At 42.6% G+C, this 16,387-nt stretch carries 20 protein-coding genes and 1 pseudogene; 7 read left to right on the top strand and 14 right to left on the bottom strand.

Annotated features, from left to right (window positions below):
• Positions 1–327 precede the first annotated feature (327 nt).
• A complete protein-coding gene (locus CEF21_RS06810) occupies positions 328–873 on the top strand; it encodes a TetR/AcrR family transcriptional regulator (RefSeq protein ID WP_123914440.1) in 546 nt (181 codons plus the stop codon).
• Positions 874–917: 44 nt separating this feature from the next.
• On the opposite strand, the gene CEF21_RS06805 is transcribed toward CEF21_RS06810, so the two are convergent.
• The 3 genes from CEF21_RS06805 to CEF21_RS06795 are packed head-to-tail and all read right to left on the bottom strand — an operon-like array spanning position 918 to position 2,862.
• Positions 918–1,313, bottom strand: coding sequence for a cupin domain-containing protein (locus CEF21_RS06805; RefSeq protein WP_123914438.1), 396 nt, complete (start codon positions 1,311–1,313; stop codon positions 918–920).
• A gap of 27 nt (positions 1,314–1,340) precedes the next feature.
• The gene (locus tag CEF21_RS06800; RefSeq protein ID WP_164462105.1) at positions 1,341–2,090 is read right to left on the bottom strand and encodes an SDR family oxidoreductase; all 750 of its coding nucleotides are present in this window, start codon (positions 2,088–2,090) and stop codon (positions 1,341–1,343) included.
• Entirely contained in the window at positions 2,068–2,862 is a 795-nt protein-coding gene (locus CEF21_RS06795; RefSeq protein WP_241156778.1) for a carboxymuconolactone decarboxylase family protein, read from the bottom strand. The genes CEF21_RS06800 and CEF21_RS06795 overlap by 23 nt, the downstream gene beginning before the upstream one ends.
• A 167-nt stretch (positions 2,863–3,029) precedes the next feature.
• Between CEF21_RS06795 and CEF21_RS06790 the strand changes: the two genes are divergently transcribed.
• A complete protein-coding gene (locus CEF21_RS06790) occupies positions 3,030–3,578 on the top strand; it encodes a TetR/AcrR family transcriptional regulator (RefSeq protein WP_123914434.1) in 549 nt (182 codons plus the stop codon).
• A gap of 232 nt (positions 3,579–3,810) precedes the next feature.
• Here CEF21_RS06790 and CEF21_RS06785 read toward each other — a convergent pair whose 3' ends face one another.
• The 3 genes from CEF21_RS06785 to CEF21_RS06775 form a co-directional block, all read right to left on the bottom strand.
• Entirely contained in the window at positions 3,811–4,296 is a 486-nt protein-coding gene (locus CEF21_RS06785; protein WP_241156777.1) for a GNAT family N-acetyltransferase, read from the bottom strand.
• A 113-nt stretch (positions 4,297–4,409) separates the two neighbouring features.
• The gene (locus CEF21_RS06780) at positions 4,410–4,601 is read right to left on the bottom strand and encodes a DUF1272 domain-containing protein (protein WP_123914432.1); all 192 of its coding nucleotides are present in this window, start codon (positions 4,599–4,601) and stop codon (positions 4,410–4,412) included.
• A 22-nt stretch (positions 4,602–4,623) separates the two neighbouring features.
• The gene (locus CEF21_RS06775) at positions 4,624–5,544 is read right to left on the bottom strand and encodes an NAD-dependent epimerase/dehydratase family protein (RefSeq protein WP_123914430.1); all 921 of its coding nucleotides are present in this window, start codon (positions 5,542–5,544) and stop codon (positions 4,624–4,626) included.
• Between the two features lie 131 nt (positions 5,545–5,675).
• Here CEF21_RS06775 and CEF21_RS06770 point away from each other — a divergent pair, with 131 nt between their 5' ends.
• Positions 5,676–5,987, top strand: a complete 312-nt coding sequence (locus tag CEF21_RS06770) for a winged helix-turn-helix transcriptional regulator (RefSeq protein WP_123914428.1) — start codon at positions 5,676–5,678, stop codon at positions 5,985–5,987.
• Positions 5,988–6,036: 49 nt separating this feature from the next.
• On the opposite strand, the gene CEF21_RS06765 is transcribed toward CEF21_RS06770, so the two are convergent.
• From CEF21_RS06765 to CEF21_RS06755, 3 genes are all read right to left on the bottom strand, one after another.
• Positions 6,037–6,570, bottom strand: coding sequence for a GNAT family N-acetyltransferase (locus CEF21_RS06765; RefSeq protein WP_123914426.1), 534 nt, complete (start codon positions 6,568–6,570; stop codon positions 6,037–6,039).
• Positions 6,571–6,732: 162 nt separating this feature from the next.
• On the bottom strand, positions 6,733–7,773 hold the full coding sequence (locus tag CEF21_RS06760; RefSeq protein ID WP_123914424.1) for a hypothetical protein: 1,041 nt from the start codon (positions 7,771–7,773) through the stop codon (positions 6,733–6,735).
• 256 nt (positions 7,774–8,029) lie between these two features.
• The gene (locus tag CEF21_RS06755; protein ID WP_123914422.1) at positions 8,030–8,698 is read right to left on the bottom strand and encodes a YncE family protein; all 669 of its coding nucleotides are present in this window, start codon (positions 8,696–8,698) and stop codon (positions 8,030–8,032) included.
• A 151-nt stretch (positions 8,699–8,849) separates the two neighbouring features.
• Between CEF21_RS06755 and CEF21_RS06750 the strand changes: the two are divergent.
• A pseudogene (locus CEF21_RS06750) lies at positions 8,850–9,329 on the top strand (IS1595 family transposase); the annotation flags it as partial.
• A gap of 51 nt (positions 9,330–9,380) precedes the next feature.
• Positions 9,381–9,698: a DUF3784 domain-containing protein gene (locus tag CEF21_RS06745; protein ID WP_123914420.1), complete on the top strand. Its 318-nt coding sequence runs from the start codon at positions 9,381–9,383 to the stop codon at positions 9,696–9,698.
• Between the two features lie 118 nt (positions 9,699–9,816).
• On the opposite strand, the gene CEF21_RS06740 is transcribed toward CEF21_RS06745, so the two are convergent.
• Positions 9,817–10,308: a PCYCGC motif-containing (lipo)protein gene (locus CEF21_RS06740; RefSeq protein ID WP_123914418.1), complete on the bottom strand. Its 492-nt coding sequence runs from the start codon at positions 10,306–10,308 to the stop codon at positions 9,817–9,819.
• A 141-nt stretch (positions 10,309–10,449) separates the two neighbouring features.
• Positions 10,450–11,859 (bottom strand): SpoVR family protein, encoded by a 1,410-nt coding sequence (locus CEF21_RS06735; protein WP_123914416.1) that lies wholly within the window; start codon positions 11,857–11,859, stop codon positions 10,450–10,452.
• 223 nt (positions 11,860–12,082) lie between these two features.
• Between CEF21_RS06735 and CEF21_RS06730 the strand changes: the two genes are divergently transcribed.
• Positions 12,083–12,520, top strand: coding sequence for an RrF2 family transcriptional regulator (locus tag CEF21_RS06730; RefSeq protein WP_123914414.1), 438 nt, complete (start codon positions 12,083–12,085; stop codon positions 12,518–12,520).
• A gap of 381 nt (positions 12,521–12,901) precedes the next feature.
• Here the strand turns inward: CEF21_RS06730 and CEF21_RS06725 are convergent, their stop codons facing one another.
• The gene (locus CEF21_RS06725; protein ID WP_164462104.1) at positions 12,902–13,249 is read right to left on the bottom strand and encodes a DUF4362 domain-containing protein; all 348 of its coding nucleotides are present in this window, start codon (positions 13,247–13,249) and stop codon (positions 12,902–12,904) included.
• 144 nt (positions 13,250–13,393) lie between these two features.
• Between CEF21_RS06725 and CEF21_RS06720 the strand changes: the two genes are divergently transcribed.
• The gene (locus tag CEF21_RS06720) at positions 13,394–14,872 is read left to right on the top strand and encodes a catalase (protein WP_123914410.1); all 1,479 of its coding nucleotides are present in this window, start codon (positions 13,394–13,396) and stop codon (positions 14,870–14,872) included.
• 48 nt (positions 14,873–14,920) lie between these two features.
• Here the strand turns inward: CEF21_RS06720 and CEF21_RS06715 are convergent, their stop codons facing one another.
• Both CEF21_RS06715 and CEF21_RS06710 read right to left on the bottom strand, forming a co-directional pair.
• Positions 14,921–15,832: an alpha/beta hydrolase gene (locus tag CEF21_RS06715; RefSeq protein WP_123914408.1), complete on the bottom strand. Its 912-nt coding sequence runs from the start codon at positions 15,830–15,832 to the stop codon at positions 14,921–14,923.
• Between the two features lie 62 nt (positions 15,833–15,894).
• On the bottom strand, positions 15,895–16,218 hold the full coding sequence (locus CEF21_RS06710) for a DUF3889 domain-containing protein (RefSeq protein WP_123914406.1): 324 nt from the start codon (positions 16,216–16,218) through the stop codon (positions 15,895–15,897).
• Positions 16,219–16,387 lie beyond the last annotated feature (169 nt).

The raw sequence follows: 16,387 nt of genomic DNA, 5'->3' as shown, positions 1-16,387 counted from the left end.
CTGCCCCCCTGTTCTTTTCCGCTTTCCCTTTATGTTCTGTAAAGGAATCACCTGAATTCGTGCTGCATGCTGTCAGCAGGATGGATAAAATGGATAGAAAAATGATCTTTCTTATTTTACAGCGCCTCCTTGTTTTCCTCAGGCTGTGGCAATCTCTCTTTCAGCTAAAAATCATCATGTATTCAATAATGAACATTTGTCTATCATTATATCTGGATTTATAATGGCTACAATGGATAATTCATTTCAGATTGTTGATTACTCAACAAATCCTGCCTATTTGTTGAATTTATCAACCAGAAATAAAAAAGTTAGGGGGAAAACAGCATGCAAAAAGCCGACCGAAGAGTGATGAAAAGCCAGGAAGCGATAAAAACAGCGCTCATTGAATTAATGTCTGAAAAGAATTTTGATGCCATGACGATTCAGGATATAGCTGACAGGGCCAATGTAAACAGGGGCACGGTGTACCTTCATTACATGGATAAATTTGATCTTCTGGATAAAGTAATGGAAGAGCATATATTCAACATGACTGACTTTTGTGAGTCGGCTAGCGAAATGGATTATATCGAATCGACCGTCCATTGTATGGAATACCTTCAAAGCAACTATCTATTCTTTTCCACGATGCTCGCTAGTGAAGGCGCTCCTTCCTTCCGCCATCAGTTCCTGAAGTTTAATATTGCAGAATTTAAGAAAGATGTTGACCTCACGAGCGGAAAAAACCTTGGCCAAAACGAAGAGATCGTCGCTCAATTTGTGGCGAATGCCTACGTAGGAGTAGTGGAATGGTGGCTGAAAAATGAAATGCCCTATCCCCCTCAGGTAATGGCAGAAAAAGTGGGGGAATTAATTGAACGGATTGTTTAGCAGACAGGAAACGCATCGAATCAACTGACTCGATGCGCTATTTTTTATAATAAGTTATACGTCTCATCATCGACCGGTTCGAGCCATTCTGTCTCACCAGGAGTAAGAGCCAAGTGTACAAACCAGCTGTCTTTTGATGCTCCGTGCCAGTGCTTCACATTGGGTGGAATATTCACCACGTCTCCGGTTTTGAGAGATTGAGCTGGTTTTCCCTCTTCCTGATACCAGCCCTCCCCGCCTGTTACCAGAAGGACTTGTCCCTCTTTATGGGTATGCCAGTAATTGCGAGTACCAGGAGCAAAGGTGACATTTCCGATCGCTGTATTAAGCGGTGCGGGATCGGTAAAGATCATTTGCAGAAAGGCATCTCCGGTAAAGTTCGGTTCCACTTTTTGTCCCACCGGGAAAATTGGGCCGTTTTTCAGCTGTTCATTCTTCATGTTACGGTTCACGTCCTTTTTTTATTTTTAACCAACCTGTACAGTTGGACGAATAATCATTTCGTTTAACGCTACATCGGCTGGCTGCTCGATTGCAAATGCAATGGCACGGGCAATGCTGTCAGGTTCAATGGCAACCTGGTAAAAATCTTTTAACCCTGCTTTCATTGCTTCATCTGTCGTCGTTTCTAACAGTTCGCTTGTGACAGCACCAGGAGAAATGTTCGTTACGCGGATGTTCGTTCCATTCATGGCTTCCTCTTGCCGCAGTCCCTCTGAAATGGCCCGCACTGCAAATTTAGTGCCGCAGTAAACCGTTCCGCCCGGGTAAATATTGTGTCCCGCTACTGAAGATAAATTAATCACATGCCCTGCTTTCCGCTCCCTCATTGACGGAACCATTGCGGCTATCCCATAGAGAACTCCCTTAATATTGATATCAATCATCCGGTCCCATTCATCCACTTTATTTTCAGCAAGAAACGCCTGGGGCATGATTCCTGCATTATTCACTAATACATCGATTCTTCCGTATGCCTGAAGAGCATATTCAGCCAGTTCTTCCATTTGTTTGCGGGAAGAAACGTCTGTGGTTTTATAGATTGCCTGTCCTCCGGCATTTTGAATCTCCTCTTGCAGCTTCTTCAGACGCTCTTCACGGCGGGCTGCCAGCACAAGCTTTGCCCCTTTGGATGCAAGCTCCTTAGCCGCAGCTTCCCCAATTCCGGATGAGGCTCCTGTCATCACAATCACTTTATCTTGAATTTTCATCGTCATTTCCTTCCTTTCTTTGCTTTTCAGGTATCACTTCGTTTAAGCAGGCTAATGCATTTAATGTGCGCGGAAAACCAATATACGGCAGACAATGCGTAATGGCAGCAATCAGTGTTTCTTTATCGTTACCGGTATGAATGTTTCCCTGCACATGGGATTTCACCTGGCTATCTGCTCCTCCAAGTGCGGTGACTATGCAAAGCGTTAACAGCTCGCGTGTTTTCAAATCAAGGCCGCTTCGCGTATAAAAATCACCGAAACAAAAAGCCGACAGGTACTCTTGTATATGCCTTTGATTTGCTGGGGCACTCTTATGCATTTGTGCAATCACATCACCAAAAATCTTTACCTGTACATCAAGACCTTTGTCGAAGCGATCGGTTTCCTCTGTTTGTACTTGACTTTGAACAGGCAAATCAATCCCCAGCGATTTGAAAGCTTTATTTATTTCTTCCAGTGCATCCAGCGTTTTAGGGAATCCGATATAAGGAGCACAATGATAGACCGCCTCTTTTATTTTTGCCGGTGTAACCCCGGTTTTTATTGCAGCAGAAACATGTTCTTTCAGCTGAGGAACGGTATGATTGACCGTCAGAACCACCAGTGTAATCAGCTCCCGAATATCGTTACTGAGGCTGCCATGGTGAAAAATATCTCCATATATGAAGCGGTTCATTATTTCATAGAAATCAGGATCGGCTTCATTTTCGGCGAATGTTTCCTTACCGAATAGCTGATTGAACAATTCCCGGCTCTTTTCAGCCCGGTTCATCATAAACACCCCTCCTTTTTATTAACTCATTGATGCGATATCGCACATCTGTGTATAATATAAAACGAACAAAGACCGTCTGCAATGATCAAAAAGCTGAAGTTTGTGTATTATTGCTCAGGAAGAGTGAAATTGTGCGAAAAGTAACGGAAGGGCTGGAATGAAATAGAATGCCAAGAATTGATAGAAGAGTACAGAAATCTCAGGAAGCAATAAAAAACGCATTTATAGAACTGATGTCAGAAAAAAGTTTTGACCAGCTCACCATTCAGGACATTTCAGATAGAGCCAATGTTGGGCGAAGAACGGTCTACGACCATTATCTGGATAAATTCGATATTCTGGAAAAGCTTATTGAAGAACATATTGAGGAGCTGAGAAAGCTATGCAAAGCAGCAGCTGATCTGGACTTTGCAGAAGGTAATTTGATTTGGTTTGAATACTTTGAACGCAATCATTCTTTCTTTTTTACCATGTTAACGAGTAAAGGAGCAACGACCTTCAGAAAGCATTTCCTAGCATTTGTCATGGAAGAATTAGAAGATGAAGTAAATGTATCAGAAGGGATAAACAAAGGATTAAGCAAGCAATTGATTCTTAGCTTTTTTAGTGCAGCAATCGTTGAAATCGTGGAAATGTGGATTGTCAATGGATTGAATGAACCGACTGAAGCTGTTGCAAGGCAAGTAGGCATTCTTTTGGATCGCAATCTGGAATAAAAAAGAGCAGTCTGAAAAGGCTTGAAAAGCTCCTGAGCACTCATAGCATTCAGGAGCTTTTTTTTACCAGTTTTATTGAACAATCTTGATTTTGGATGATTGGAGCGGAAATCAACAGCGGAGTTAAACAGAGCTTAGTTTTAAAATAAAGTGACTGATAGAAGACAAATGAACATTCATTGAAATCATGGCCTAAAAAGCAGCCGTTCCCTAAAAAACGGCTGCCGTGTCATTACCTATTATTTCTCAGCAATGAATAGACATATGTATCATAGGCCTTTCCATTCTGATACATGTACTCTCTTAAAATACCTTCCTGTTGGAATCCCGCCTTTTTCAGCAAATAATTGGATGCATCATTATCCATAAACACGACGGCTCCGATTCTCGTTAAACCAAATTCGCCGAAGCCGTATTCAATCACTTTCGATACAGCTTCATATGTATAACCTTTTCTCCATTGATCAGGATGGATCTCATAGCCAATCTCAGCCCGCTTATGTTTTGGAGACCACGCGTTAAATCCAATAGTCCCGATGATCTTTTGAGTCCCTTTCACTTCAATGCCCCACCGGATTCCTCTTTTCTCCCTGTAGCTGTTGGCAAAGAACTGGACGAATCCTTCAGCCTGTCCGATATTGTCGAGCGGATCCTGGCCATAATACCGTGTTACCTCTTCATTTGAAAAACAAGAAAATATCTCTTCTGCATCACCCATGCCGATTTCTCATAGTATCAGTCTATCTGTCTCTAGTATTGGAAACATGGCGGGTGTAGTTTCAGTTAGATAAACTCACGTGCGAAAGTTTAGTAAATGCCTAAAACGAAAAATTATAGCATACAGGCGTTTTCTGGTTTCTTCGGCCTTCTTACAAGCTCTCCCCCGCAATTCGGGCAAATATGGTGCACCTCTTCCGTGCATGGAGCACAAAATGTACACTCATGCACACATATGTAGGCATATTCATTTTCTTCAATAGAAGCTTCACAGCGTTCACAATTTTTTCTCATTTCCAATGCCATTTTAACCAGCCGCCTTTTTCATTCATTTTGATTTTGCTGAAGCTGCCATTAATTCCTCTAAGGATGCCTTGATGGAGACAGGCAGCGTATAGAGTGTATGAAAGCTTTTTTTGATCTTCTGGTCATCCCATATTCGATGGGTGGAAAGATTTTTATACATAATGGATGGAGATATGGGCATATTTTCGACTCCTGCCTCTGTGCCAATCGCCTTATCCATCTCTTCCTTGAGGCCTGACCAAGTTGTATCGTACCCTTTCAGGACATATACCCCATCATCCCATTCTTCCAAGGCACACGTTCCCAGCCATTCCATTGCTCTGCCAATGTCCCTTGTGTCAACGAGTGAGACCCTGGCTTCACCTGAACCGGCCATCGGAAACTGATTGTGCAAGTGGGCAAGATACAGCCTCGAGAAAAAAGATTTCTTATCACGGGTCCCAATGGCACTGGCTGGCCGAAGGATGACGGTCTCGATCCCCAGCTTTTTCCCCAATGACCGGACTATTTTTTCTCTTTCCAATGCCAGTTGCTGAAACGGAAATTCGGGTTGAGAGATATACTTCTCATCTAACGGCTGATTGCTCTTAAAATCATAGATCACAACGGTGCTTAGCTGAACGAAACGGGAAACATGACAATGGCCTGCAGCCGTGATCAGTCTCTCTGTCAGTTTGATTTCAACCAATTCTTCACTGTATCGCTCTAAACCCAGGCTGCTGTCTGCCGTGCAGTTGTATACCACATCGATTCCGCTCATCAAACGGTGGATGGCATCCGGATCATCATGACGGATTCTTTCCACTTTTACATTCAGCGATTCCAGAAACGAGATATCGCTCGTTTCCCTTGCGGCCGCTGTCACCGTGTGACCAGCGAGAGCCAATTGTTCGGCCACATGGCTTCCGATAAAACCGGTACTTCCAAAAACAACTGCTTTCATCCATCTTCACCCATCCCCAATATTTACTAATTCTGCTTTCAACCCTATAATAAATGAAGCACTATAAAAAATAAATTAGTGATATTTTTTGAAGTTGCTATACTTTTGGATAGTATGAGGGAGATGAGCAAATGGAAGAACAGCGTGCAGGCTGTCCCATCGAACGGACAATGGGAATCATCGGAGGTAAATGGACCTTCATAATTTTAAGGGAATTGTTTTATGGCCCTAAAAGATTTGGAGAAATTCAAAAAACGTTAGATGGCATCAGTCCGCGTACGTTATCCATCCGTTTAAAAGAGCTGGAAGAAAAAGAGATTGTTCATCGGAAAATGTATTCTGAGATTCCACCGCATGTAGAATATTCCCTGACCGAAAAAGGACAGTCTCTTCGACCCGTCTTTAAATCCATGGAAACCTGGGGATACCATTGGAACGTATAAATGCATAAGAAAACAGCCATTCTTCTCAAAGAATGGCTGGGGTTAAACTTTATCGATCCTTTTTAAGCAGTGAATACGTATACGTATCATAGGCCTTTCCATTCTGATACATGTACTCTCTTAAAATACCTTCCTGTTGGAATCCCGCTTTTTTCAGCAAATAATTGGATGCATCATTATCCATAAACACGACTGCTCCGATTCTCGTTAAACCAAATTCGCCGAAGCCGTATTCAATCACTTTCGATACCGCTTCATATGTATAACCTTTTCTCCATTGATCCGGATGGATCTCATAGCCAATCTCAGCCCGCTTATGTTTTGGAGACCACGCGTTAAATCCAATAGTCCCGATGATCTTTTGAGTCCCTTTCACTTCAATGCCCCACCGGATTCCTCTTTTCTCCCTGTAGCTGTTGGCAAAGAACTGGACGAATCCTTCAGCCTGTCCGATATTCTCGAGAGGATCCTGCCCATAATACCGTGTTACCTCTTCATTTGAAAAACAAGCGAATATCTCCTCTGCATCATCCATGCCTATTTCTCTTAGTACCAATCTCTCTGTCTCTAGTATTGGAAACATTGCTTCCTCTCCCTATCCTCATTTTTTTCCAGGTGTTCCTTTTTATACAATACCATAAAAGGTTAATTTGACTTTTTTATAGAAAGAACAAAAAATTCCAGACCCTTTGCAGACATTTCGGGATACCTATCCGTTCCAAATTGACAGGGGTCTGGATCCTTATTACTTAGAAGACTTTAAGATGCGGTAAAGAACACTGCGCTTCTTGTCCAGCGTGGACAGAAATTCCTCTTCGGAAGCATCCACACTCAAAAATGACTTTCTTTTGATTTTTTGTGCAGTGACCTTTTTATTAATGTTCCAATTTTCTGATGTTACCTTAATGGTGATTCCTTTCAAGCCTCCTGCATCCTGCGGCAGTTTCTGCAGTTTAATTTCAGTGTATGATTTTCTTTCGTTGAGGTTTTTATCCAGCAAAATATCCGTTTTCAACAGGTTGCGTTTATCAAGCATTCCTGATTTCTTCATTTCAGGCAGCAACTCATTAAAGCTTTTCTTATTTTCCTGTAGAATCTGTTTGAGTTGAGCTGCTGTAACTGCTGTATCATCACCGGCCATTTTATTAAGATCATTCATGGTCCGAGCTAATTGTCTAAGTGCTTTTTCATTTTTCGAAAGATTATCCATAAATTTCAGTAATAAGCCAGGAGCTTCATTCGCATCGACTTCGGCATGAATCTTGTGGCCTTTTACATTCTGACCATGCACTTTATAACTGACATTCGTCTGTACGTTTATCCGTTTAGGATTTGGCAGATCCTTAACGACAGCTGCTAGCATCTTAGATTGCATATCTTGCATGGTTTGATTATTTGGCCCGGCGCTTTCAATTGGAATCCGTATCGCTTTAGAGGCTTGGTCTAGCAATAAAACCAATTGCTTCTTATCCATATATAACTGGAATGGAATCTTACCTTGTTTAAGCTGAACAAAACCGCCTATGGACATCGTATCGGCATTTTGCATTTTCGTTTGTGTGTGGATGACCATATTATCCAGCATTTCGAGAACATTTAAGTATTCTTTATCTTTTACCTCGGATTTCTTATAAGAAAGGTCAAGCGAAAAGACTGAATAGCTCTGCGATGATTTAATTTTGCCTTGGTTTAATAACATTTGGTTTAGATTGACGCCCTTCAATGGCTCACAGGCAGTCATTAAAAAGATAGACGCCATCATGACTAGGAACAGTTTTTTTAACATAGAAATCTCCTTTTATTATGTACTTTTCAGCCTTTCCTATTCTCTTTCTGGTAGTTCATACCTCCTCCTAACTCTCTGAAAATATAACAAATATATACAATTATACCATTATTAAATCCTGCTTTTTAGGATTTTTCACCCATATGTTATATCTTTTTCTTTCTTTTCATAATTGGGACAAATACAAAAAGCGCAATCCGTCATGCAGGAAAGCGCCTTCTCGTAAATACTGAATTATATAGGAAGTAAATCATTATTACACTTGCGATGAATAAAGATAATACCCGCTCTCCAAATGAACAACTTCCTGATCGTCCCCTGCCATGTAACCCCAGACCGGTTCATCCGCTTTTAAATAGTCCTCTACCTCAAATGACGACAAATCCACTCTGCACACTCTTCTGTTTCCCATATCTGAAACAAACAAGTGATTCCCCTTTACAAACACATGCTCCGGGTGGTCAAATATTTCGGCTTTAAAGCTCCACGGTTCTTGATCCCCAATTGAGGCTTCTTCTGCGAACGTTTCTAGTGAATAGCGCTTGATTGTATGATTCGTTGGATACGCACACCAAAACGATCCGCCTTGAATGGCTAAGCTGTAAATCGTGTCAAAGCCAAGATCCGTTTTCATCATGATTTCACCGTTTTTATTGAATCGATAGATATCATCATCCTGATAGTAATGAATCAGTACCGAACCATCATCCAGTTTCGCCCATGATGCATCCAAAGCTTTCCCGACTCCAAATTGCTGCAGGATTTTGGGATAAGCTGTTCCATAGCATGCTGTCCAGTACTCATCTTCACTGATTTGCTTTTGAACACTGAAATCGTGCACAAAGAACTTTTGATTTTCGCAAAAATAAAGGTGATTGTTTTGTGTAAAAACGCCTAAGACTGTGTTCCTTAAAATTTGTTTCATTTATAAACCATCTCCATTGAATAGCAACATGACGAACAAAATGATTTGATGCTGCAAAAGTATCTTCATTATAGTTAAGAATTTTCGTTTGGAGAGTTTGCAATGACGTTAAAGGAATTAATTGCAGAAATTAAAAAGTTAAATTTAGCAGAGCAACATCGGTGGTATCAGCTACGAACAAGTTTGTGTTTTAATAGCAAGAGACCGCCAAAAAGCCACGTATTCAGGTGTACTTGGTATGGGCAGAATTGTGAAAGCACAATTAGATAAGGCTATTGGTGCTAAATTAAGGACTGATCATACCCTTTGTACCGATGCTTGGAGGGCTTTTTCCACCTATGCAAGAAGCAAAGGAATGGAACATTATCGCTTTAAATCGGATGGGACGGAACGAGTCAAAGGGATTTATCATATACAATATGTTAACAACTATCACAGTAGATTCAAAGGTTGAATGCAACGATTTAATGGCGTAGCTACAAAATACCTCGACCATTATTTGAGTTGGTTTCAATTCTTAGATATTGTTAAGCATCGCACTGATAATGAATCAATAAGTAAAATGATTGTGGAGAGTTGTCTACTTTCAATTAATGAAACCTATGATTCATTAAGAACGTATCAGTATTAGAACTTAATTGTTACTTTACAGGGCAATCTTATAGAAAGGAGGTAACTTGGAATGGGAGTAGCTATCCTTATCGTTTTAATACCGTTCTTAATTTTCGCTATTTTACTATCAAAAGGAAAAGGAGCTTCATTACTTGCAGGGTATAATACAATGTCTGACAGTGAAAAGGCTCAATATGATGAGGTAGCTTTGTGCAAATTTATGGGGAAAATTATGTATGGTATTAGCTTTAGCCTATTATTATTTGCATTGAGTGAGATGTTAGTAAACCAAATTTTATTTATTATAGGTCTTATTTTACTTTTAACTTTTATTATTTTTGCATTGGTGTACTCAAATACAAGAAACAGATTCAAAAAGAATGTTTAATGGTAATATACAGATGACTTCATAACTTGAAGTCCTAAATTTATAAAACTAATCAACATTATACATTAACAAAGCCTATCAAAAAAAGCCATCACTTTACGTGAGGCCTTTGGTCATTTTATACGTTTTCCGTTGGAGTCGGTTTTGCATATCCTTCTTTGTATAGCTGATCGATTTCACTGCGGATTTCTTTTATGCTTTTCCCATTTTGATAATCAGCGACCGATTTGGCTGCGATCTCCATACAAACCCCGCACTTCGTTCCATGGTCATCCCATACGAGGCTTCCATCCTCTTTATTTTCAAATACAAAACAGTCATAGTTGTTCCGGTGTCCAGCCGAATCACCACAGCCGCAATAGCAGGGGATGGATTCAAGCAACTCCCTGTGTTTCGCCGCAGCTGTATAAATCCCCTGCATTTCCTTAGGTTTGTCTTCCAAAAATGAAGGAATAGCTTGGACGTTTTTGGTCTCTTCACGGATATCCCCGCTGGCATGTTCCTGATGGCCGGCATGTGCTTCTTCCTTTATTCCGCTGCCCGGTTCAGCTGAACAAGAGGCGAGCATCAATGTGGACAAGATACACATAATGAACAGTTTGATTTTCAAGTTTTTCAATCCTCCAGAACGCAGTATGTATGTTTAATCTTATCGATACCTCGAGAAGAATCAAGCGTTTTCACAATAACTACATATATGGCCTTTCTGTGCATGCAAAAAAAGCCGCTCCCCAAAGCGGCTCTTCCTCCCTCACAAATACTTCCGGTGCACACTCTTCCCATCGTACGTAAACATCACTTTTTTCCCTTCCAGCATGCTTTCCATGTGAACCGGACGGCCCCAGAGCTGGTGGACGTACGGGAGCACTTTCTCCAGATACTTGAGATCAAGTTCGATGTCTTCGTACCAGTGTTTTAAATACAGCTCATTGTTTTTCATATAGTCTCCGTCATTGACGGTGATGTATGGGAAACCGCCGTTGACGCGCATGCTGACGAGCTGGTCGCGGACGCCTTTCCAGTCTTTGCCGACGACTTTGTAGTCGCGGCCCTGCTTTTGGAACAGGTACATGTCTTCACGCAGGACGAGGTCTTTTGTGAGATAGTTTCGGATGAAGGAAATGTCGGATTCGATTTCCCGCACTTCGAACATTTTTTCACGGCCCGAGTTTGGCTTGACGCCGAGCCGTTTCATTTCCTCGGTCGGATTGTCATAGCGTTCTTCGATGTCCTCAAAGATTTTCAAGCCCAGGTAATACGGGTTGATGCTCGTTTTGGATGGGACAACGACCCCTGCGTTGAGCTTGGCGTATTCGATGGCTTCGCTTGAGGTGAGATCGAGTTCCCGCATGATGCGCTGATGCCAGTAGGAAGCCCAGCCTTCGTTCATGATCTTCGTTTCCAGCTGCGGCCAGAAGTACAGCATTTCCTCCCGCATCATCGTCAGAATATCCCGCTGCCAGTCTTCCAGTTCCCGGCTGTATTCTTCAATAAATAAGAGAAGGTCTTTTTCCGGGGACGGCGGAAAATGTTTTTTTCCTTTCTTCTTTTTTTCCGTTTTCTCCTGTTTGCTGTCGAGCTTCCACAAATCATCGTACGGGCTGTTTTTCGGGACGTCCTCATCTTCTTCATCATCCATGCTCCACGAAAGCTTCGGTCTCATCAAGGATGGATCGATGTGTTCCTGAATCGCGAGAACCGCATCGAGAAAATCCTCTACTTCTTTTCTGCCGTGGAGCACCTCATAATGCTTCACCCGCTCTGCCGTTGCGGCCATGCTCTCTACCATATCACGCTTCGTGTTGCCGAACCGGCAGTTGTTTTTGAAGAAGTCGCAGTGGGCCAGCACGTGGGCGACAATCAGTTTGTTTTGGACGAGTGAATTCGTATCGAGCAAAAACGCATAGCACGGATCGGAGTTGATCACGAGCTCATAAATTTTGCTTAACCCCAGATCATAATGAAGTTTCATCTTATGGAATTGTTTTCCGTGGCTCCAATGTGAAAAACGGGTTGGCATACCGTAGGCACCGAACGTATAAATAATGTCCGCGGGACAGATTTCATAGCGCATTGGATAATAATCCAGTCCAAACCCATCAGCGATTTCGGTAATTTGCTCAATCGCATATTGAAGGGATTCATGTTTTGATCCGCTCAAACGTCCTTCCCCCTTATCAAGTTCTTAACTCAATGTATGAGCTCTTGAAACAAAAAATGAAAGGGACCGCTTCTTTCCTTTTTATGTGAAAAAGATTTTGGATCACTTTTCAAGCGGAAATTCACAAAAAATTCATAATTGCACTTGATTTGGAGAGTTCTTTCTCGATTTAACGCAACAGTATGATACTATTAAAGTAAGATTCTAAAGCGGAGTTGTAGATATGAGACTGACTAATTATACCGACTATTCGCTGCGGGTTCTCATTTATCTGGCAGCGAAGGATAGAGAGAAACTATCCAACATTAAAGAAATTGCCGACGTTTACGGCATCTCCAAAAACCATTTAATGAAAGTTACCTATGAACTTGGCAAAATGGGCCTTCTAAGTACAACGCGCGGAAGAAACGGGGGCATTAAGCTCGCCCTTGATCCTTCAGACATCAATATCGGACAGGTTGTCCGCAAGACAGAAGACGATTTTAATATTGTAGAATGCTTCGATCCGGAGACCAACCATTGTGTCATATCCCCTGTTTGCGGATTGCGGCATGTGTTGAATAAAGCACTTCAATCCTATTTGCAGATCCTGGACGGCTATACACTTGCAGACCTTGTGAAAAACCAGCGCCAGCTGCAGGACCTTCTCGGAACAAGCTAAAAAAGACCGGCCGCATTGTCCAATCGGACACAGCGGCCGGTCTTTCGTTTAGGGTGGACGACTTTATTTTAGGTTGACAATTTTGTTCAGTCCGCACGGTTGCGTTTAATCTCCGTCTTGTCGAATCCCTCCGAAAAATCGATATCTCACTAATTTCGCCGATATCTCACTAATTTCGCAGATATCGTGTTATTTTCCTCGATATTTCATTATTTTCATCGATATAAAAAATTCTGGCGGCATCATTTTAGCTGGGGTCATTCTCTTCGCGGCTTTATCCTTCTCTGTCTTGGCATTTTCATTTTATTGGATTTCCACCGATAAAACCGGAGTTTCTCCATTATCCTTGCCGCATTGTATCAATGTGTAATCTGTTTGCTCCTACCCTTTCTTCTTTTCAATCGCTTTGCAGGAGGCATAGGTTACTTCTTCGCTTCCGTATTGATCCCTCGATGAATCATGCCTTAGTTTAATCAGCTTGCCGTCGAATTCAAGGTCTTGAAGGATTGGATCTCCTTCAGTCGTATAGCTCACAATTCGGATCTGGTCCTTTATCCCTTTTTCAGCATGCTCTGTAAATTCGGCAAAGCGTTCGAAGTTTTTGATTTCTCCATGTGTATTGATTATATCCTCGCTGGAAGGGGTATATCCATTAAAGGGATTGATTCCGCTGCATCCGCTCATTGTCATTCCAATACCCACCATGAAACAAACCATCCGCTTTTTCATGTACCACCGCCTTTCTTTCCACTCTACCATAATCTCCCTTTATAAGCAGCACACCCACATTAAAATCATTACAATTAAATATTGACTATTAGAATATAAACTATATAATAATAATTATTGATAGAGTGAAAGGGAGGCTATAACATGACTGAAAATAATCGACCAAATTTAACGACGAATCAAGGGGTGCCTGTCGGGGATAACCAGAATTCACGAACAGCGGGCCAGCGCGGTCCTACACTTCTCGAAGACTATCATTTGCTTGAAAAAATCGCCCATTTTGACCGCGAACGGATTCCGGAGCGAGTCGTGCATGCCCGCGGAGCCGGCGCTCACGGTGTTTTTAAAACGGAGACAAGCATGGTGCCGTTTACCCGTGCCGATTTCTTAAGTGAAGAAGGAAGAGAAACTCCTGTCTTTGTCCGGTTCTCAACCGTTATCCATTCCAAAGGATCACCGGAAACTCTTCGCGATCCGCGCGGATTTGCCGTTAAATTTTATACAAACGAAGGAAATTATGATCTTGTCGGAAACCACTTGCCAGTATTCTTCATCCGCGATGCGATGAAATTCCCGGATATGGTTCATTCCTTAAAGCCGTCACCTGAAACGAATATTCAGGATCCGGACCGCTATTGGGATTTTATGTCCCTTACCCCGGAATCCACCAATATGATGACGTTCCTGTTTTCCGATTATGGAACACCTGCTGATTACCGTCACATGGAAGGCTTCGGCGTCCATACCTTCAAATGGGTAAACGCTCAAGGGAATGTAGTTTACGTGAAGTATCACTGGAAGCCAGTTCAGGGCATTAAAAATCTGACCGCTGAAGAAGCAGCTGAAATCCAAAAAACGGATTTCAACCATGCGACACGCGACCTTTTTGATGCGATTGAAAAAGGAGATTATCCGCAATGGGAATTGCATGTTCAAGTTATGCCGCTTGATGAATACGACAGCCTTGACTTCGACCCATGCGACCCGACCAAAACTTGGCCTGAAGATGAATATCCGCTTCAGAAAGTCGGAACGATGACTTTGAACAAAAATCCGGAAAATTTCTTTGCAGAAGTGGAGCAGGTCGCCTTCTCCCCAAGCGCATTGGTGCCTGGTATTGAAGCGTCCGAGGACAAACTGCTTCAGGGCCGCCTGTTCTCCTACCCGGATACACAGCGCCACCGCCTTGGGCCGAACTACATGCAGATCCCGGTGAACTGCCCGTATGCCCCGGTCCGCAACAATCAGCGTGACGGCTTCATGCAGACGAAACAGCAAAATTCTCCGGTGAACTATGAGCCGACCCGGCATTCGGATGCCCCTCAAGAAGCTCCAGCCTTCCGCGACAGCGTTCAGCCGCTTCCTTCAGGCTACATCACGAGGGAAAAAATCGAAAAACCGAACGACTTTAAGCAAGCCGGTGAAAAATACCGCAGCTATACAAAAGAAGAGCAGGACAATCTGATCAAAAATCTGACTGATGACCTGCAGGGTGTTCACGAACGCACAAAACTTCTTGCGATTTGCAATTTCTACCGTGCGGATGCAGAATACGGCCAGCGTTTAGCTGACTCCCTTGGAATTGATATCAGCGCCTACACCGCTCAGCTTAGCAGAATGTAAGACCAATTATTCTCATTTATTCTCAGCAATTGAGAAAAAAGTCACCCTTCAGCGGGTGACTTTTTTTGGTTGAAGCGATTGCTGTACATGCTCTGAAAATTTCTCCGGATAGGTATGAGGCATTCCTTCATACTCTGTCAGGCGGCATGGTACTTTTTGCTCTTCGAGGTGCTTCGTCATTTTAATGGTTTCCTCATAAAACGGATCCTCTGTTCCCGTGACGATCCAGCCGCTGACTCCACTTCTCCCATTCAGCTTAAGATCCTCCTCACGAATAGCCGGAACCACTGCGTAAAATTCATTCGTTTTTTCAAGCTCTCCGTTTAGAGTAAGCTCGATTGCAAGCTTGCCTCCCTGCGAAAAACCGGCAAGAATGATCCGGTCAACGTCTGGGTATTTCTCTGTTATTTTTTTCACAACACTTTTAATTTCTGCTGTTGCCTTCTCTCTGTTGTCCCATCCGAATGCTTCATAACCTGCGGCCTGGGAAGATTGGGGGAAGGCGTATAAGTAGTCTCGGACAGACCTTTCATTCATCCAATATGGAATGGTATCCTCCATATTTCCCCCGCGTCCATGAAGGACAATAATGGCTGCGGACGGATCCTGATTTCCATGAAATTCAATTTGCGGCTTGGCCTCTTTGGCCGCCTGCTCTTTCCGTTTTTCACATTCGTCTATCAGATGATTGAATGCTTTTTTCCCGCGCAGGGGTTCTAAATCCTGATCGCATTTCAGCAAATCCGGATTCCACCAGAATCCTTTATTGAATGCCTTCTGCAAAGCCTCCAATGCCTGATCCGGTTCATGATTGATGCAGAGCACACAAGCTTTCCAAAAGCTGAATTTATGAAGCTTTTCAGGATGCTTTGGTTCTTCCTGCAAAATAAGTGCGTAGGCCTCATCCCATTCTTTTTGGACAAATAACGAAATCAGCTTCTTTTCCGTATCATGAAACATCTATGAATCCGCCCCTTTCCCTGCATGCCTAACTATACCACCGGGGAGAGATGGAGAAACGTTCAGATCTTTTTTACATGCACTTTTTTCGGTTCACTCGTCTCAGGATTTACGGTTACTTCAACAATCAGCACCAGGGGATGGCGGTTTTTCCCGGCTGCTTCCACCCTGTAGTAATCGAGCGCATCGCGCCCTGATGGTTTTCTTCCTTTATAGGAAAAAGTACGGATTGCCGCATCCGGAAATGTTCCTTGAACAGCCTGAAGCGCATATTCTCCCTCTTCTTTCAGCTGTTCTTCTTTATGAAAGTACACCCCGGCAGAGTCGGCACAAAACACAGCAAATAAAAGAAAGGCAAAGGATTTCACCCAGTATCCCGATTTCAACTCAATCTCCTCCGCTTGGATGTTTTCTTTATTTTGTCCTGAACGAAGCAAATTAATCTTATTCCGGAAAGTAACTCCCAATCCGTAAACATGCGAAAGCCAAGTTTTCCCCGGAGATATTAGCCGCCCGGCAGCACACATTAAGAAGGACTCCTAAACAAAGGAGGAA

Origin of the sequence: Bacillus sp. FJAT-42376, from assembly GCF_003816055.1 — a bacterium.
In the GTDB taxonomy this organism is placed as follows: Bacteria; Bacillota; Bacilli; order Bacillales; family Bacillaceae; genus Metabacillus_B.
This window is presented reverse-complemented; position numbering and strand designations above follow the sequence as displayed.

Excerpts from the sequence above, each read along its gene's own strand:
- CEF21_RS06805 (WP_123914438.1), bottom strand. The coding sequence starts at position 1,313 with ATGAAGAATGAACAGCTGAAAAACGGCCCAATTTTCCCGGTGGGACAA.
- CEF21_RS06775 (WP_123914430.1), bottom strand. The coding sequence starts at position 5,544 with ATGAAAGCAGTTGTTTTTGGAAGTACCGGTTTTATCGGAAGCCATGTG.
- CEF21_RS06765 (WP_123914426.1), bottom strand. The coding sequence starts at position 6,570 with ATGTTTCCAATACTAGAGACAGAGAGATTGGTACTAAGAGAAATAGGC.
- CEF21_RS06800 (WP_164462105.1), bottom strand. The coding sequence starts at position 2,090 with ATGACGATGAAAATTCAAGATAAAGTGATTGTGATGACAGGAGCCTCA.
- CEF21_RS06755 (WP_123914422.1), bottom strand. The coding sequence starts at position 8,698 with ATGAAACAAATTTTAAGGAACACAGTCTTAGGCGTTTTTACACAAAAC.
- CEF21_RS06770 (WP_123914428.1), top strand. The coding sequence starts at position 5,676 with ATGGAAGAACAGCGTGCAGGCTGTCCCATCGAACGGACAATGGGAATC.
- CEF21_RS06715 (WP_123914408.1), bottom strand. The coding sequence starts at position 15,832 with ATGTTTCATGATACGGAAAAGAAGCTGATTTCGTTATTTGTCCAAAAA.
- CEF21_RS06790 (WP_123914434.1), top strand. The coding sequence starts at position 3,030 with ATGCCAAGAATTGATAGAAGAGTACAGAAATCTCAGGAAGCAATAAAA.
- CEF21_RS06760 (WP_123914424.1), bottom strand. The coding sequence starts at position 7,773 with ATGTTAAAAAAACTGTTCCTAGTCATGATGGCGTCTATCTTTTTAATG.
- CEF21_RS06720 (WP_123914410.1), top strand. The coding sequence starts at position 13,394 with ATGACTGAAAATAATCGACCAAATTTAACGACGAATCAAGGGGTGCCT.
- CEF21_RS06810 (WP_123914440.1), top strand. The coding sequence starts at position 328 with ATGCAAAAAGCCGACCGAAGAGTGATGAAAAGCCAGGAAGCGATAAAA.
- CEF21_RS06725 (WP_164462104.1), bottom strand. The coding sequence starts at position 13,249 with ATGAAAAAGCGGATGGTTTGTTTCATGGTGGGTATTGGAATGACAATG.
- CEF21_RS06785 (WP_241156777.1), bottom strand. The coding sequence starts at position 4,296 with ATGGGTGATGCAGAAGAGATATTTTCTTGTTTTTCAAATGAAGAGGTA.
- CEF21_RS06745 (WP_123914420.1), top strand. The coding sequence starts at position 9,381 with ATGGGAGTAGCTATCCTTATCGTTTTAATACCGTTCTTAATTTTCGCT.
- CEF21_RS06795 (WP_241156778.1), bottom strand. The coding sequence starts at position 2,862 with ATGATGAACCGGGCTGAAAAGAGCCGGGAATTGTTCAATCAGCTATTC.
- CEF21_RS06730 (WP_123914414.1), top strand. The coding sequence starts at position 12,083 with ATGAGACTGACTAATTATACCGACTATTCGCTGCGGGTTCTCATTTAT.
- CEF21_RS06780 (WP_123914432.1), bottom strand. The coding sequence starts at position 4,601 with ATGGCATTGGAAATGAGAAAAAATTGTGAACGCTGTGAAGCTTCTATT.